This is a genomic window from Sphingomonas sp. BK481, from assembly GCF_014194875.1.
Classification (GTDB): Bacteria; Pseudomonadota; Alphaproteobacteria; order Sphingomonadales; family Sphingomonadaceae; genus Sphingomonas; species Sphingomonas aerolata.
Window position 1 is genome coordinate 117,146 of sequence record NZ_JACIAP010000005.1, and the last position, 16,392, is coordinate 133,537.

A 16,392-nucleotide genomic window follows, 5' to 3' on the forward strand; every position below is an offset into this window, starting at 1 on the left:
CGCACCCTCCCGCGTCTAGAGGCGACGCTTGCGCGTCGACGGCGGGCCGGCCGGCGGGGGGCGGTCGCCGACGCGATCGGCGTCGTCCCCGGGCGCGCCCAGGCTCTCGTCGGGCGCTGTGCCGTCCTCATGATCGCGCGGATCGGTGTCCTCGCGACCCAGATCGCGGTCGGCATCCTCCGCGTCGTCGAGCGCATTGTCATATTCGTCCTGGAAACGCCGGCTGGACCGCGAGACGACGCTCGCGGCGCCCGCAAGCGCGTCGGATACGGCATGGGTGAAACCGGCCACCTCGTCCCCCGCCTCCTCGATCCGGTCGGCGTTCGAGCGGCGCGTCGCATAGGGCGCCGGCACCCGGTCGGGATCGCGCTCGGCATACTCGTCCTCCCGATCGAGGTCCTCGCGATACGCCTCGTCACGGCGGCGGCTGGCACGCGTGGCCCCGCCGAACAGGTCGAGCGCGACATTGCCGAGGATCGTGACCGCGCCCTTGAAGCTTTCGGCGTTCGCCGCGCTCCAGGCGCGCACCAGCGCATTGACGTCATTCGCGACGCGATCGGCGACGCGATCGATCGTCTCGACATTCTCAGCAAAGTCACGCGGGGATCGCAGGTCGCGCCGGGATCGGACCCGGGCGCGCCTGACCAGCCGCTCATGCTGCACGCGATCACGCCGGTCGCTGTCACCCTGATATGGTTTGTCAGAACGGTTTGCCATGCCCAATCCTTTCGAGATTTGCAGATTTAGCTATCAGTGTACTTACACCTTGGTGTTTTTGATTGGTTCTTGACTATCATGGATCCCGGCATAGTTTAACAAAGGGATTTTAATACTATCTCCATTGCGGACTAGAACTTCGTCTGAAACCTCCGAAATGGAGCAAGACATGCTGGCGGCGGTCATCGACAGCGACGAAATCGGCGAGCGGCGCGGGGTATCGGCGGTCGGAGCCTGGCATCTGGTCGTGGCGATCGGCCGCGCGGCATGGCTGACGGCGCTTGCGATACGGCTGTTCTTCCGGCCCGCGGTACTGCACCTGCTCAAGCGCGACTCGACCGAGGCGGAGGTCGCGCGCGGGTTGCGGCGGCTGCTCGAAGCGGGGGGCGTGACCACGGAGAAGATCGGGCAGTATCTGGCGATACGGCGCGATCTGTTTTCCGCGCTGACGTGCGCGGAACTGTCCCGGCTGCTCGACGCCGTACCGCCGATGCCGGGCGATCGTGCGGCGGCGATCATCGCCGGCGAACTCGGCACGCCGATCGCGACGTGGTTCGCGGGTTTCGATCCGGTACCGATCGGCGCCGCCTCGATCGCGCAGGTCCATCGCGCACGGCTGCACGACGGCACCCGGGTCGCGGTCAAGATCCAGCGCGACGGCATCGTCGCGACGATGACCGCGGATTTCCGCCTGATCGCCGCCGCCGCGGCGCTGGCGGATCGGCTAGGGCTGTTTTCCGGGGTCGGCGCGCAGGCGCTGGTCGCCGAAATCGCCGCCTTCACGATGCGCGAGACCGATTTCCGGATCGAGGGCCGAACCGCAGATCGCATCGCCGCGGATCCCGAGCGCGGCGTCCGCATCCCGCGGATCCACTGGACGCTGAGCACGCGACGTGTGCTGGTGATGGACCTGATCGTCGGCGTGCCGCTGGCACGCGTCATCGCACGCGGCGGCGAGGCCAAACGCCTGCGGATCACGCCGGCGGTGATCGCCGAACGACTGTGCGAGGCGTTTCTTCGCCAGCTGTTCGTCACCGGCTTCTTTCACGGCGACCCGCATCCGGGGAACGTCATGATCGAACGCGGCGGTGGAATCGCGCTAATCGATTTCGGCATTTTCGGCGAGATCTCGGGCGCGGACCGGCTGACGCTGGCGGCCTATGTCGAGAATCTGGCGCTTGGCCGGATCGAGGCGGCGTTCGACTGCTATGCGGCGCTCGTCACCCTCGCGCCGACGACCGATGTCGCGGCCTATCGGCGCGCGACGCAGGCGATCCTGCGCGGCTGGCACGAGGCCGCAACCGATCCGGCGACGCCGGTGGAGCGCCAGTTGACGGCCTATTACCAGGGCCTGATGTTCGAGGTGATGCGGCGGCACCGGGTCCGGCTGGCGCCCGAGCATCTCCTGTTCTGGCGCGCGCTCGGCCTGCTCGATTCGACCGCGCATCAGCTGCCGGGGCAGTTCGACCTGCTGGCGGCGGTGCGCCGCTTCTTCGCGGATATCCGCCCGGGCATCGGCGTGCGCGGCGCGTCCGCGGTCGGCGGCCTCGTCGACTATGTCCGCCTGACACGTGGGGAGGCCGCGCGCGCCGTTGCGGCGGTGACGCGACGTCCGGCAATCCCGATCGTCGCGCGGCTGCCGGGTGGCGACGATGCCCGCGCGGTCGCGCTCCCGCTCGCCGCACTCGCACTGGCGCTGCATGCCGCCGCCTTGCCCCACGGACCCGCGGCCGGCGTGGTTGCGGGCGCGGCGGCGCTCGTCGCGATCGGCGGCGTGCGTGCGCTATGGACCAGGGGCTGATCGGGTGGCGGCGACCGCGCAGCAGGCCGCGGTGCGGCTCGCCCGGCTGGGCCACGGCGGGGTGCGTCTCTCGCAGCTGATGGCGCTGCGGATCGATCTGTTCGACCGCGAGACGATCCGGGCGCTCACGCTGCGCCACCCCGTCGAGGTCCGACCGCCGGCCCAGGCCCTCACGCTGATCGCGACGGAGCTCGACCAGACGCTCGACGCGGTCCTGCCGGTCTGGACCGCCGGTGCGACCGGGAGCAATCCGTTATGCTGGACCGCGTTCGGTCGGCGTGCGGACGGGCGCGACGTCCTTCTGCGCGTCGCCCTGCCCGAACGCGCGCCCGACGGCGCGACGATCGACGCCGCTATCGCCATCGTCACCCCGCTGCTTCGACCCGGTGTCGATCGCGAGCGCGCGGCGACGTCGCTGGCGCGGGATCTGCACCGCTGGATTGCCGCCGATCTCGACATTCCCGGGCAACAGCGCCGGATGCTCGTGTGGCGGCGTCGCGCGCTGACGCGGACCGGGGTCGTCGTCCCGCGGATCTGCACGCCCGACGCCGCGCATGTGATCGGCGTCACGCCGCTGGCCGGGTTGCCCCTCCCCCAGGTCGAACAGCTCGTCGCGCGCAACGACGTGGCGGCGCTGGACCGGCACGACATCGACGCCCCCACCGCTGCGCAACGGCTCATCGAGGCGGGACTGGAACGGCTCTTCATTCATCACGAAGCGCCGGTCGACCCCCGCGCGGCGTCGCTAATCATCCTGCCCGAAAGCCGGATCGGCCTGGGCGATCTCGGCGCCGCCGAGCCATTGTCGCGCGCGCTTCAGCAGGCGCTGCCCCGGTTCGTCCGCGCGTTGCTGTCGGGCGATCCGGCCCGACTGTCCAGCGAGGCAGTGGCGCTGTTCGAGGCGGGGCCGGTGGCGGATGCCGCAGCCTATGCGCGTCACGTCACGACGCTGGAGCGGAGGATGCGGGATCAGCGCGACGGCACGTGGTTCGAGCGCGCGCTGGCCGACGGGCTCGCTGCCGCGGGTAAATGCGGGTTTCGCGTGCCCGCCGATCTTCTGGCGGCGCTGCGCTAGATGACCGCTCTTGCCGCCAGCGCCTGCCGGCTCGACCCGGCGGTCGACCTTGCCGCGATCATCCAGCGCTTCATGATGCGGCGTAGCATCGAGACACTGTTCGAAGCGCCCGACAGCCAAGCGATCGCGGTCGGGCTGCTCGACGAAATCGAACCGCTCGCGACGTTGCCCCGCCGGCTCGACCAGCTCCTGTCACAGGCGACCGCGCCGCAATACCGCGTGCCGGTCGATCTGCGCGAACCACCGGCCGACCGCGCGGTACGGCGGGATCAGCGGCGGCTGATCGGCGTCGCGATCTTCTGGGTCGGCTGTGCGGTGCTGCTGCTGGTGCCGCATCCAGCCGCCGATCGCTGGCCGGCATGGGCGTCGACCGCACTGACGGCCACGCTCTGGAGCCTGGCGGCGCTGAGCGCGACGGGCTTTGTCCAGCTCTGGCGGCGGTCGGCGTGAGCGCGTTCGGCGAGGCCGCGTGCGCCGCCGAACAGGCCGGCAGCACAGCGCTGGCGGCGATGCTGCGCGCGAGTGCCTCACTGCTGGCCGGTGATAGCGAGTCTGCCGCCCTGCCGCGCGACGTCGTCATGCGTCTCCACCGCGATGCTTGGGAGATGCAGGCCCGGCTGTCGCAGGTCGCCGCGGTGCCGGGTATCGATGCGGCATTCGGCGATGTCGTGCTCCTCGCGCGCGACCTTGGCGAACGTCTGGTTGCGCTGATCGCGCTGGTCGACACGCTGGTCGACGAAGCCGAGCGGCTGCACGGCACGCAGGCGGGCCGGGGTCGCTACAAGCGCCAGCAGGTCAAGGCCGCGCTCCTCTATGCCGCGCGGCGCGGCGGGTACGACATTCCCTGGGTCCCGAGCCTGCTCGAACCGGCGGTCTTCTCGCTCGGTGCCGATCTGCTGATCGATTTCACGGTGGCGCACGTCAACCAGAACGCGCTGTGGGACACGGATCGGCTCGCCGGCGCACGGCTCGGCATCGGCGCGCGGATCGCGAGCCCGCCGCTGCTGCTGCTGCGCCGGCTTCTCGACCGCGCGGCCGCATGGCTCGCCGGACTGGCGTGGCGACTCGTGCTCGGCGCGAACCGGCTCTCGCCCGGGCTGCGCGTGATCGTCGACCGTGTCGCGGGCCGGGATGCGGGGGCGCTTGCCGCGGTGGCCGAGCTGCGGACGCTGATCACGGACAATCCGAGCCTGGTGCGCAGCCTCGCCTCGGTCTTCGCGATCGGCACGCAGCAGGCGGAGGTATTCGTCCATCTGTCGGGCGCGCAGAAGCAGGCCTATGTCCGCGCGCTCGTCATGATCGTTCTGCGCCAGCATGGGCTGGCCGGCCGATCCGTGCTGCTAGACCGGATCATCGAACAGGTCGTGACGGTCGGGATCGACGCGACGGTGGCGATCTTCAACCGGCGCGGTGGCTTCCGCCGCGCGTGAGGGCGACCGCCGGACGCGCGCGGCGCCGACTGGGATATCTACCCAGTGCACTGGTCCTTTCCGATCACGCGGCGGTGGCGCTGACGGCCTAAGGTCGCGGCGACGACCATTGAGAAAAGCAGGACGATGACGGATCAGGACGACGACCGGCCGCCGCAGCCCACTGATGCCGGCGAGGCCGCCTATTTCCACGCACGCGCAGACTGGCACGAGCGGCGCGCCAGCGTGGCGACCGATGCCAGCACGGTGACGCTGCATCGCCGGTTCGCGCGATTGTACCGGGCACGGGCGGCCGATCCTCTAGTATATGAGTACCCATGATTAGCGCATAAATACCAGGAACTTACGTCCTGTTTCAGGCTTTATGCGTCCGATCCGGAAGCAGTTGCGCGACTGGAATGTCGGGAGCCCGATCATGAAAAGCCTGTCTGCGACGATCGCCTCGCTTGTGCTGATGACGGGAGTCGTCGGCTGTGCGGCACCGGCGACGCGGATATCCTCGGGGTTGCAGCGCTACGGGCTCGACGCGCCGCGCGCGGATTGCGTCGGCGAGCGGCTCCAGTCGCGCCTGTCGCTCGGGCAGCTCCAGCGGCTCGGCAAGGCGGCCGCGGCGTATCGGCAGAACGACACGACGCCGGGGGCGCTGACTCCGTCCGACCTGATCCGTGTCGCCTCCGAACTGCGCGATCCGGCGATCGCGCTCGAGGTCGGCAAGGCCGCGGCAGCCTGCCGTGTCCTGCCCTGAGCCGAATTGACGTTTCCCCACTTTCGAGAAGGACAAGACGATGAACAAGGACGAATTCCAGGGCGGCGCACGCTATGTCGGCGGCAAGGTCGAAAAGACGATCGGCGATACCGTCAGCAGCAGTGACTGGCAGGTCGACGGCGTCGTCGATCAGGTCGCGGGCGGCGCACAGAATCTCTACGGCCGCGCGAAGTCCGCGGTCGCCGATGCCGTTGATGGCGCCCCGGAGCTCGCCGACAAGCTCGGCAGCAACGCCCGCGAGGCCGCCGACCGCGCCGGCCAGCTGGCGCGCCAGGGCGCGCGGACCGTGCAGGAATCCGCCGAGGACGCACCGTTGCTCTGGGCACTCGGCGCCGCCGCGATCGGCTATGGCCTGGCCTGGCTCGTCCACGGCCAGCGCGACTGATCCGATGACCGCCGCCCCCGCCCTCAAGTCGCTGCGCGACTCCGCCGATCTGCGCCATCTGCGCCAGATCATCGCGGGGCTCGACGAGGGCGTGATCCTGATCGATCCGGACCAGTCGATCCTGTGGGCGAACGCTGCGGCGCTCGCGATGCACGGGGTCGACGCGGTCGAGGATCTGGGGGCGACGGTCGACGCCTATCGCGCGAAGTTCCAGCTGCGCTATCGCAACAACCACCGGTTGGGCGACGACGACTATCCGATCGAACGCGTCGTGTCGGGCGAGGCGTTTTCGCAGGTGGTCGTCGAGGTGGCGGTCGCGGGCGAGGACAGTCCGCGCTGGGTCCATCAGGTCCGCAGCCTCGTCCTGACCGACGACCAGGACGAGCCCGAATGCCTCGTGCTCGTCATTCAGGACGTCTCGGCGCAGTTCGAGGCGGAGGACCGTTTCGAGCAGTCGTTCAACGCGAACCCCGCGCCCGCGCTGATTTGCCGGCTGTGCGATCTGAAATTCGTGAAGGTCAATCAGGGTTTTCTCGACATGACCGGGCATGATCGCGACGGGGTGCTCGCCCGCACGCTCTACGATCTCGACATCCTCGCGCATGCCGACAAGCGCGACGTGGCGAAGCAACGGCTGTGCGAGGGCCGGACGATTCCGCAGATGGAGGCCGAGCTCGACCTGCCCGAAGGCGGGACCAAGCTGGTGATCGTCGCAGGCCAGCCGATCGATCTGGCCGAGCAACCGTGCATGCTGTTCACCTTCGCGGACCTCGAACCGCGGCGCAAGGCGGAGACCGCGCTGCGGCACAGCGAGGACCGGTTCACGCGCACCTTCTCGCTCGCGCCGGTCGCGCTGGCGATCGGCACGCGCGACGGCCACCGGCTGTGCGACGTCAACGAGGCGTTCACCGAGCTGACCGGCTATACGGCGGCGGACATCGTCGACCAGCCGCTTGGGGTCGTCGATCTGTGGGAGACCGGTGCGATCCAGCACGAGATCGAGGGCGAGATCGCCGCCGACCGGCCGATCCGCGACCGCGAGCTTCGCCTGCGGCTCAAATCGGGTCAGGTGATCGACGGGATCGTCTCGAGCGAGCCGATCCAGCTCGGCGGCGAACCGTGCATGCTGTGGGCGATGCGCGACATCAGCACGCGCAAGGCATCCGAGCGCGAGCTGGTCCATGCGATCGAGGCGGTGATGCAGGATACGAGCTGGCTCAGCCGGTCGATCATGGAGAAGCTCGCGCGGATCCGGACGCCGCAGGCCGATCCGGTCGGCGTCGGGCTCGACGAGCTCACTCCGCGCGAGCGCGAGGTGTTGGCGCTGATCTGTCGCGGGCTCGACGACAAGTCGATCGCGCGGACGCTCGACGTCTCGGGCAACACGGTGCGCAATCACGTCGCGCGGATCTATTCGAAGATCGGGGTCAACCGCCGCAACGCCGCCGCCGCCTGGGCGCGCGCGCGCGGCTTCGACGGAGACTCGCTGCCCGCGCGTCATCCGGCCGATGCGGCAAGCAAGGAGGTCGCAGCATGACCGACGACACGACACCCGGCGGCAAGGCTGGCAGCAAGACCGGACGCGCACGCCAGGCCAAGGGCTCCGTCCAGGAGGCGATCGGCAAGATCATCGGCGACCCCGGTGTCGAACGCAGCGGCCGCCGCGAAAGCAAGGCCGGCGCGAAGCAGGCCCAGGCCGAGCCGCATGAAACGGATCATTCCATCGACCGCGACGGCGCCGACTGACGCCGTCGCGGGCACATTATTCAACAGGAGCATCTATGACGATCACCACGACACCCGGCGTTCTGCCGGCCGACGACCTGCGTCTTGCGAAGACGCCCAGCCGCATATCCTGGGGGGCGATCTTTGCGGGCGTCGTCCTCGCGATCGCGGTCCAGCTCGTGCTGGGCATTCTCGGCACGGGCATCGGCCTGACGCTGGTCGACCCGGTCGAGGGGACTACGCCGGGCGCGGCAGGCTTCGGCATCGGTGCCGGGCTGTACTGGATCGTCACGACGATCATCGCGCTTGGGGCGGGCGGATATGCTGCGGCGCGTGTCGCCGGCGTGCATGACCGGTTCGACGGGCTCGTCCACGGCCTCGTGGTCTGGGGCGTGACGCTGATCCTGACGCTGTACCTGCTGACCTCGGCGGTCGGCGGGATCATCGGCGGCGCGTTCCGTACCGTCGGCTCGGTCGCGACCGCAGCCGGGACCGGGATCGGTGCCGCCGCGCCCAAGGTCGCCGACGTCGCCGGCGTCGATACGGGCGACGTCCGCGAAGAGGCGGCCGCCTATCTGTCGGACGCACCGTCGGATCCTGCTCAGATGACGTCGGAACAGGCGCAGAAGGAAGTGGCCAAGCAGCTTCCCGCACTCGCCCGCGGCGGGCCGGACGGCGCGCGTGCCGAGAGCCGCATCGTCGACATCGTCGCCGCGCAGCGCAAGATCGCCCGTCCCGAAGCCCAGGCTCAGGTGACGCGCGCCAAGGCGCAGTTCGTCAAGACCAAGGACGAGACGATCGCGACCGCCAAGTCGGCGACCGACACCGCCGCCGGCGCCGCTGCGGGCACGTCGTTCATGGTGGTGATCGCGCTGCTGATCGGTGCCGCCGCCGCAGGGGCCGGCGCGACCGCCGCGACGCGTCGCCGCATCTGATCGCGATCAACCGATCCTATCTCGGGCGCTGCCGGATCCTCCGGCGGCGCCTTTTTTTTGGCCGGTGTTCCGCGGTGTCATCACCACGGCCGCGGAATTGATTCCGATAGCGGAATGGTTGCGGCACCCCGACCGCGCCAGGCTTTGTCCCTCTCGAGAAGTCAGCAGTTTCGAAGGTCGTCGACGTGCCCGCTGGGGCCGTCGGCGCCGCGGCGCTGCTGACCCGCACAGGAGGATGAAGCATGGACGTACACGTCATCTCGAAGGCAACCGGGGCCGTCACGCGCGTATCGGGAGAGGCCGTGAGCCTTGATGCGCCGAGCGTCGTCCGGCTCGACCTTGCCCGCTCCGAGGTCGCGGGGTTCGAGCGTGAGGGCAATGCGCTCATCGTCCGGCTGACCAATGGCGACCATGTCGAGGTCGCCAATTTCCATCCTGAAGATGCCGGGGTCGCACCGCATGATCTCGTCCTGAACGAACCCGGCGGCACCATGTGGCAGGCGCGCGTCGCGCCGGGCGCGCCGCGCTTCGTTCCGCTCGAGGATCCCGAGGACCTTGTCGCGGCGGCGGGCGGCGGTGGTGGCGCCTCGCTCGCGCTGCCCGCGGCCCTGCTGGGCGGGGTGGTCGCGGCAGGCGGCGCGGCGGCGGCACTGGGCGGCGGCGGCGGCTCGGATACCCCCGCGACCCAGCCTGATCCGGCCACCCCGCCCGTCACGACCCCACCGGTGACGACCCCGCCCGTCATCACCCCGCCCGACACGACACCCCCCGCCGCTCCGAGCGTCACGATCGCAAGCGACGGCACGGCCGTCACCGGGCTCGGCGAGGCCGGCGCGACGGTCACGGTGCGTGATCCCACGGGCACGGTAATCGTCAGCGTCGTCGTTGCGGCGGACGGCGGCTTCACGGCTCCGCTGTCGCCAGCGCAGGCCAATGGCGGTAATCTCGCCGTCACGCAGACCGACGCTGCCGGTAACGTATCCCCCGCCGTACGGATCGCTGCGCCCGATACCACCGCACCCGGCGCGCCCGAGGCGGCGATCGACGCTGGTGGCGCGACTGTCACCGGGCGCGGCGAGGCGGGTGCGACCGTCACGGTGCGTGATGCTGCGGGCATTGTGATCGCCAGCGTCGCGGTGGCAGCGGACGGCAGCTTCGCTGCGCCACTGTCACCGGCGCAAGCTAATGGCGGCAGCCTCGCCATCACGCAGACCGACGCAGCGGGCAATGTCTCCCCCGCCGTGCAAGTCGCTGCGCCCGATACCACCGCACCTGGCGCGCCCGAGGCGGTGATCGACGCCGGTGGTGCGACCGTCACCGGGCGCGGCGAAGCGGGCGCGACCGTCACGGTCCGCGACGCTACGGGCATTGTGATCGCCAGCGTCGTGGTGGCGGCGGACGGCAGCTTTACGACGCCGCTGTCGCCCGCGCAGGCGAGTGGCGGCAGCGTCGCCGTCACGCAGACCGACGCCGCGGGTAATGTCTCCGCTGCGGTGCAAATCGCGTCGCCCGACCTCACCGCGCCGGTGACACCCGCCGTTGCGGTGAACGGCGACGGGACGCTGCTCAACGGGACCGGAGAGCCGGGCGCGATCGTGACGGTGACCGACGCCAATGGCGTGGTGATCGGCACCGCGACCGCCGGGACGGACGGCGCCTTTGCGGTGCCGCTGTCGCCGGCGCAGACCAATGGCGAGACGCTGGGCGTCAGTCAGGCGGATGCGGCGGGCAATGCCTCGCCCGTGGTCGGGGTCGTTGCGCCCGACCTCACCGCGCCGGCGGCGCCGACGATCGCGCTCGACGGCACCGGCACGATCGCGACAGGCACGGGCGAGCCGGGTGCGACCGTCACCATCACCGGCGAGGACGGCGTTGTGCTCGGAAGCGGAAGCGTCGACGCCGGCGGACGCTATGAAATCACGTTGCGATCGGCGCAGACCGATGGCGAACGGGTCGAGGCGGTCCAGAGCGACGCCGCGGGCAATGTGTCGGGCAATGCGAGCACGATCGCGCCCGACTTCACCGCGCCCGCGCAGCCGGTCGCCGCGATCAACGGCGATGGTACGCTGGTGACGGGGACGGGCGAACCTGGCGCGCAGATCGTGGTCCGCGACCCTGCCGGCACGACGATCGGCACCGCGCAGGTCGGGGTTGACGGACAATATAGCGTGCTGCTCGACCCGGCACAGGCGAATGGCGAACGGCTCGCGGTGATCCAGACGGACGCCGCAGGCAATGCTGCATCCCCGCTGTCGCTGATCGCCCCCGACGTGACCGCGCCGGCGGCGCCTGCCGCCGCGCTCGATGCGACGGGGACGATCGTGAGCGGCACCGGCGAGCCCGGCGCCCGGATCTCGGTCCGCGACGCAAACGATACCGAGATCGGCGCGGCGATCGTCGATGCGCGCGGCAATTACGATGTCGTGCTCGTCCCGCCGCAGATCGACAGCCAGCTGATCTCGGTCGTGCAGACGGATGCCGCGGGCAATGTCTCGACCGCCACCGCGCTGATCGCACCCGACCAGACCGCCCCGGCCGCGCCGACTGCGACCGTCGCCGCCGATGGTGCGAGCCTGACCGGGACCGGAGAAGCGGGTGCGACGCTGATGGTGCGCAGCCCGGTCGGGGCGGTGATCGGCACGGTCATCGTCGCGGGCGATGGCAGCTATACCGTCCCGCTGACTCCGCCGCAGATCGACGGGGAAACGCTGAGCGTGCGGCAGGTCGATGCCGCGAGCAATGCCTCGCCCGAGGTGACCGCCGTCGCGCCCGATCTGGTCGCCGATCTCGGCCCCGATGCACCGACCGCGACGATCGCCATCGACGGCAGCGCGGTGACGGGGAGCGCGGTAGCGGCCGCGACGGTCACGCTGTTCGATGCCGATGGCGTGGTGATCGCGACGGGACTCGCCGCGGGCGACGGACAGTATAGCATCGCGCTCGTCCCTGCGCTGCGTGACGGCGAGACGATCCGCGTGACGCAAACCGACGGCGACGGCAATGTCTCACCCCCCGCGACCGCGATCGCGCCCGACCTGACCGCGCCCGACGCCCCCAGCGCGGTGCTCGACCAGACGGGTACGGCCCTGACCGGGACGGGCGACGCCGGCGCGGCGATCACGGTGCGCGATGCCGACGGCACGGTGATCGGCACCGCGACAGCGAACGCCGCCGGCGCCTTTGCGGTGATCCTCGACCCTGCGCAGCGCGATGGCGGGACGCTCGCGGTGACGCAGGCAGATGCCGCGGGCAATGTCTCGGCGCCTGCGCTGGTCGCGGTGCCCGACGTCACCGCCCCTGCAGCGCCGACGGCGACCGTCGAGGGCGATGGCAGCCTTGTCGTCGGCACGGGTGAGGCTGGTACGATCGTCACCGTGCGCGATCCATCCGGCACCGCGATCGGTACCGCGACCGTCGCCGCCGATGGCGGTTTCCGCGTCGCGCTCGACCCCGCCCAGGCGGATGGCGAGACGCTGAGCGTGACGCTGACCGACGCGGCGGGCAATGTGTCCGCACCCGCCACCGCGATCGCCCCCGACATCACCGCGCCGGGCGTGCCGACCGCGACGATCAGCGAGGACGGTTCGGTCGTCACCGGATCGGGCCAGGTCGGCGCCACCGTGACCGTCACCGCGCCTGGTGGAGCGACGCTCGGGACCGCCATCGTCGCCGCCGACGGCGCTTATGCCGTCGCCCTCATCCCAGCGCAGCTCGACGGCGAGGCGCTGTCGGTCGTCCAGGCCGACAGCGCGGGCAATGTCTCGGCTCCGGTGGGTCTGCTCGCCCCCGATACCACCGCACCCGACGCGCCCACCGCGACGATCAGCGGCGATGGCAATCTCGCGACCGGTATCGGCGCACCTGGTGCGACGGTCAGCGTCACCAACGCGGCGGGCATCGTGATCGGTACCGCGATCGTCGCGGAGGACCGGAGCTATGCCGCAACGCTGACCCCGGCGCAGGCCAATGGCGAGAGGCTCGGCGTGACGCAGGCCGACGCGGCGGGCAATGTCTCCGTGTCGACCGGCGTGACGGCCCCGGACATCACCGCGCCGCCTGCGCCCGTCGCAATGCTCGACGCGAGCGGATCGGTCGTCATGGGCACGGGCGAGCCCGGCGCGACGCTGACGGTACGCGATGCTTTTGGTACGCCGCTGGGCTCCGCGATCGTCACTGCGCAAGGCGACTATAGCGTTACGCTCGCGACCCCGCAGATCGACCGCCAGACACTCAGCGTGTCGCAGGCCGATGCCGCGGGCAATCCGTCGCCCGCGACCACGCTGACCGCCGCCGACCTGACCGCGCCGGCCGCGCCGCTCGCCACCGTCGCCCTCGATGGACTCACGCTCACCGGTACGGGCGAAGCGGGAGCGACGGTCACCGTCCGCGATCCGCTGGGCCGCGTGGTGGGTCAGGCCGTCGTCCAGGGCGACGGCACCTATACGGTGCCGCTCGTTCCGGCGCAGACCAACGGCGAAGTGCTGGGGGTCGACCAGCGGGACGTTGCCGGAAACGGCTCGCCCATCGTGACCGCGACCGCACCGGACCTCGTCGCGGACACTACGCCCGATGCGCCGAGCGCCGCGGTCGACCCGGATGGCGCTGCGGTGGCGGGGACGGCGAACGCGAGTGCCGCGGTCACCGTCTATGATGCGGTCGGGACGATCATCGGCACCGGCGTCGCCGGTCCGGACGGAAGCTACCGTGTCGCGCTCGTCCCCGCCCGGATCGACGGCGAGACGGTCCGCGTCACGCAGACCGACGCGGACGGCGACGTCTCGCCGCCCGCCACCGCGGTCGCGCCCGACCTGACCGCCCCCGCCGCCCCCACGGCGACCCTCGATCTGACGGGAAGCGTCGTCACGGGCACGGGCGAGCCGGGCGCGACGATCACGATCCGCGCGGCCGATACGACCAGTCTGGGCACGGCGATCGTCGGCGCAAACGGCGCCTATGCGGTGACGCTGACGCCCGCGCAGACCGATGGCCAGACGCTGGCGGCGACACAGGCCGACGCTGCGGGCAATGTCTCGGCGCCGATCGTGCTGATCGCGCCCGATTACACCGCCCCCGCCCTGCCCGTCGTCACGATCGCACCGGACGGCAGCACGGCGACCGGGATCGGCGAGCCCGGTGCGACGGTGACGATCCGTCTCGGTGCCGTCATCCTGGGCACCGCACAGGTCGCCGCGGATGGCCGCTACACCGCGCAGCTGAGTCCTGCGCCGGTCAACGGCGAGACGCTGTCGGCGAGCCAGGCCGATCCCACGGGCAATGTCTCGGCCGTCGCGACCGTTGCGGCGCCCGACATCACCGCCCCGCCGCCGCCGATCATTTCGGCCATCACTAACGACGGCACGACGCTGACCGGGACGGGCGAGGTCGGCGCACGGGTCGAGGTGCGCAGTCCCGATGCCACGCTGATCGGCGTCGCGACCGTCGATGCCGACGGCCGCTATACGGTCACGCTGGCGACGGCACAGGCGGCGGGCGGGACGTTGAGCGTCACGCAGGCGGATGCCACGGGCAATGTCTCGGTCCCGGCCAGCATCGCCGCCCCGTTCGACATCGCCGCGTTCGGTAATGTCGACGCCGCGGGACTCGATCTCCTGCCGACCACGACCCCGGTCGATCTGGGCAGCGCCCGCTATCTTGCCCTTGTCTCGCTGGGCCTCGTCAACCTTGACGCCGAGGTGCTCGCGGTCCGCAACGTCCGCTTCTCGGTGGCGGAGGGCCACAGCCTGGATGCACGGTTTACCTATGACGCGGCGGCAACGATCGGCGCCGCCAGTGACTATGCGGTGGTCGTGCAGCGGCTGGTGGGGACGCAGTGGGTCGCGGTCACCGGCAGCGGGCCGGCCTCGCTGCTCGAGATTGGTCTGCTCAACGGCAATCTCAGCGCGACCGAGACGCTGGGACCGGGCGTGTACCGGGCGTTCCTGACCTTCCAGGGGACGGCGGGTGTCGGGCTGCTCGGCGATCTGTCAGTCGCCGGGATCGATTCGGACTTTACCGACATTGCCGGTGCAACGCCGATCGCGGCGACCGGCAACGTCATCACCGACGCGGGCCCGGGTGGCGAGATCGACGTTACGGGCCCCGGAACCCGCGTCGCCAGCGTCACGGTCAACGGCGTGACGACCGACGTCGGACCGGACGGGAGCAGCGTCACCGGCGCCTGGGGCAGCCTGAGGATCAACCCCGACGGCAGCTACAGCTACACCCCCGTTGCGAATGCCGGCGCGATCGGGCGGACCGAGACCTTTACCTACACGCTGGTCGACCCGACCGATGGCGAGCGTGAAACCGCGACGCTGACGATCGCGATCGGCAGCCCGGACATCACCGGCGCACCGCTTGCGGTCGCCGACCAGGCGTTTGCCGACGTGACGTTCCAGAATGTCGTCACCACGCTGCCGCCCGCACAGGCGTTCGACTTCCCGTCGACCGGGGCGATCCTGACGGGGCAAGCCACCGGCACGGGCACTGGCAGTTTCACCGTCGCCCCCGCCGCGGTGTCGGATATCACGATCGTCGCCGCACGAACGGGCGGGCTGCTCTCCGTACTGCCGGCCTATACCGTCAGCGTACGGAACGCCGAGGGAGTCGTCGTTCGCACCGGCACCATCAATACGGCGTTGAACCTGGGGCTCGGCGGCGTCGCGACCTTCACCTTCGACGACCTGCCCAGTGGCAGCTATTCCTACCAGGTCAGCAGCAACGCGCCGCTTAGCGTCGGGAGTTTCGGCACCACGGTATCGCTGGGCTCGAGCACCTTGTTCCTCAACGACTACACGCTGGCGACGCGCGAGACCGCGACGGGCAATCTGCTCGACAATGACACGACCAATACCAGCTTCGCGGCGATCCGCGTCGATCGCGGCAGCGGGTTTGCCGAGATCGGCGACACCCCGGTCACGCTGACCGGCCGATATGGCACGCTGCAAATCGATGAGACCGGGGGCTATGCCTATCAGCCCAGCGCGACGCTCGGCTTCTCCGCGGTCGATCTCACCGACAGCTTCACCTATCAGCTCGTCCAGCCCAATGGCGTGCTGTCCACCGCGACGCTGACCGTGACGATCGACGTGCCCGGCGACGGACCTGCCGCTGCGGCGGGCTTCGAATCGGTAGCATCGGACGCGAGCGGTTTCGCGGAAGTGACCGCCCTGGTGGAGGCCGGGGACCTCAACGTCATCCCGCTCGACGCGCTGACGGTACAGAGCATCGAATCGGGCGCGTTCGCGGCGGCCGGGCCGGTGATCGGGCTCGCCACCTATGATCTGTTCGAGGGTCAGGGCGAATTGGAGGACGTGCTGTCACAGTATCTTGCGGCGGAACCGCAAGCATTGACCGGAGAAGAGCCCGATACGGTTTCGTTTGATCCGATCGTCGTCACCGAAATCGCCACCGTCGTCGATCCGTTCGATTACCTCGCCACTATCCCGGATCAGGATCAGAACGGACTTGTCACCAGTCATGTTGTATAAGCATTCGAAACTGGTCTTTTCTAGAACCATTTCAGCAACTTAAAGACTGTTTACTCTATACGTTTCGT

At 70.1% G+C, this 16,392-nt stretch carries 12 protein-coding genes; 11 read left to right on the top strand and 1 reads right to left on the bottom strand.

The features are described from left to right. Positions 1-15: 15 nt before the first annotated feature. Positions 16-717, bottom strand: coding sequence for a hypothetical protein (locus tag FHY04_RS11705; protein WP_183936528.1), 702 nt, complete (start codon positions 715-717; stop codon positions 16-18). A 169-nt stretch (positions 718-886) separates the two neighbouring features. Here FHY04_RS11705 and FHY04_RS11710 point away from each other — a divergent pair, with 169 nt between their 5' ends. The 11 genes from FHY04_RS11710 to FHY04_RS11760 all read left to right on the top strand — a co-directional run bounded on the left by FHY04_RS11710 (position 887) and on the right by FHY04_RS11760 (position 16,324). Continuing rightward, positions 887-2,518 (top strand): AarF/ABC1/UbiB kinase family protein, encoded by a 1,632-nt coding sequence (locus FHY04_RS11710; RefSeq protein WP_183936529.1) that lies wholly within the window; start codon positions 887-889, stop codon positions 2,516-2,518. Beyond that, entirely contained in the window at positions 2,496-3,593 is a 1,098-nt protein-coding gene (locus FHY04_RS22910; RefSeq protein WP_183936530.1) for an AarF/UbiB family protein, read from the top strand. The genes FHY04_RS11710 and FHY04_RS22910 overlap by 23 nt, the downstream gene beginning before the upstream one ends. Further along, positions 3,594-4,043 carry a hypothetical protein gene (locus FHY04_RS11720; RefSeq protein WP_183936531.1) on the top strand — a complete coding sequence of 150 codons (450 nt, stop codon included), beginning with the start codon at positions 3,594-3,596 and terminating at the stop codon, positions 4,041-4,043. After that, positions 4,040-5,023, top strand: coding sequence for a hypothetical protein (locus tag FHY04_RS11725; protein ID WP_183936532.1), 984 nt, complete (start codon positions 4,040-4,042; stop codon positions 5,021-5,023). The genes FHY04_RS11720 and FHY04_RS11725 overlap by 4 nt, the downstream gene beginning before the upstream one ends. 126 nt (positions 5,024-5,149) lie before the next feature. Further along, a complete protein-coding gene (locus FHY04_RS11730; RefSeq protein ID WP_183936533.1) occupies positions 5,150-5,344 on the top strand; it encodes a hypothetical protein in 195 nt (64 codons plus the stop codon). Between the two features lie 94 nt (positions 5,345-5,438). After that, on the top strand, positions 5,439-5,768 hold the full coding sequence (locus FHY04_RS11735; RefSeq protein ID WP_031440051.1) for a hypothetical protein: 330 nt from the start codon (positions 5,439-5,441) through the stop codon (positions 5,766-5,768). A gap of 40 nt (positions 5,769-5,808) precedes the next feature. Continuing rightward, positions 5,809-6,174, top strand: a complete 366-nt coding sequence (locus tag FHY04_RS11740) for a CsbD family protein (protein ID WP_183936534.1) — start codon at positions 5,809-5,811, stop codon at positions 6,172-6,174. Positions 6,175-6,178: 4 nt separating this feature from the next. Continuing rightward, a complete protein-coding gene (locus tag FHY04_RS11745; RefSeq protein ID WP_183936535.1) occupies positions 6,179-7,711 on the top strand; it encodes a PAS domain S-box protein in 1,533 nt (510 codons plus the stop codon). Next, complete coding sequence (locus FHY04_RS11750) at positions 7,708-7,920, top strand: CsbD family protein (RefSeq protein WP_056408432.1); 213 nt, start codon at positions 7,708-7,710, stop codon at positions 7,918-7,920. Before FHY04_RS11745 ends, FHY04_RS11750 begins: the two co-directional genes overlap by 4 nt. A 35-nt stretch (positions 7,921-7,955) precedes the next feature. Next, a complete protein-coding gene (locus FHY04_RS11755) occupies positions 7,956-8,834 on the top strand; it encodes a hypothetical protein (protein ID WP_166747352.1) in 879 nt (292 codons plus the stop codon). A 242-nt stretch (positions 8,835-9,076) separates the two neighbouring features. Next, complete coding sequence (locus tag FHY04_RS11760) at positions 9,077-16,324, top strand: BapA/Bap/LapF family large adhesin (protein ID WP_183936536.1); 7,248 nt, start codon at positions 9,077-9,079, stop codon at positions 16,322-16,324. The last annotated feature ends 68 nt before the right edge of the window (positions 16,325-16,392 follow it).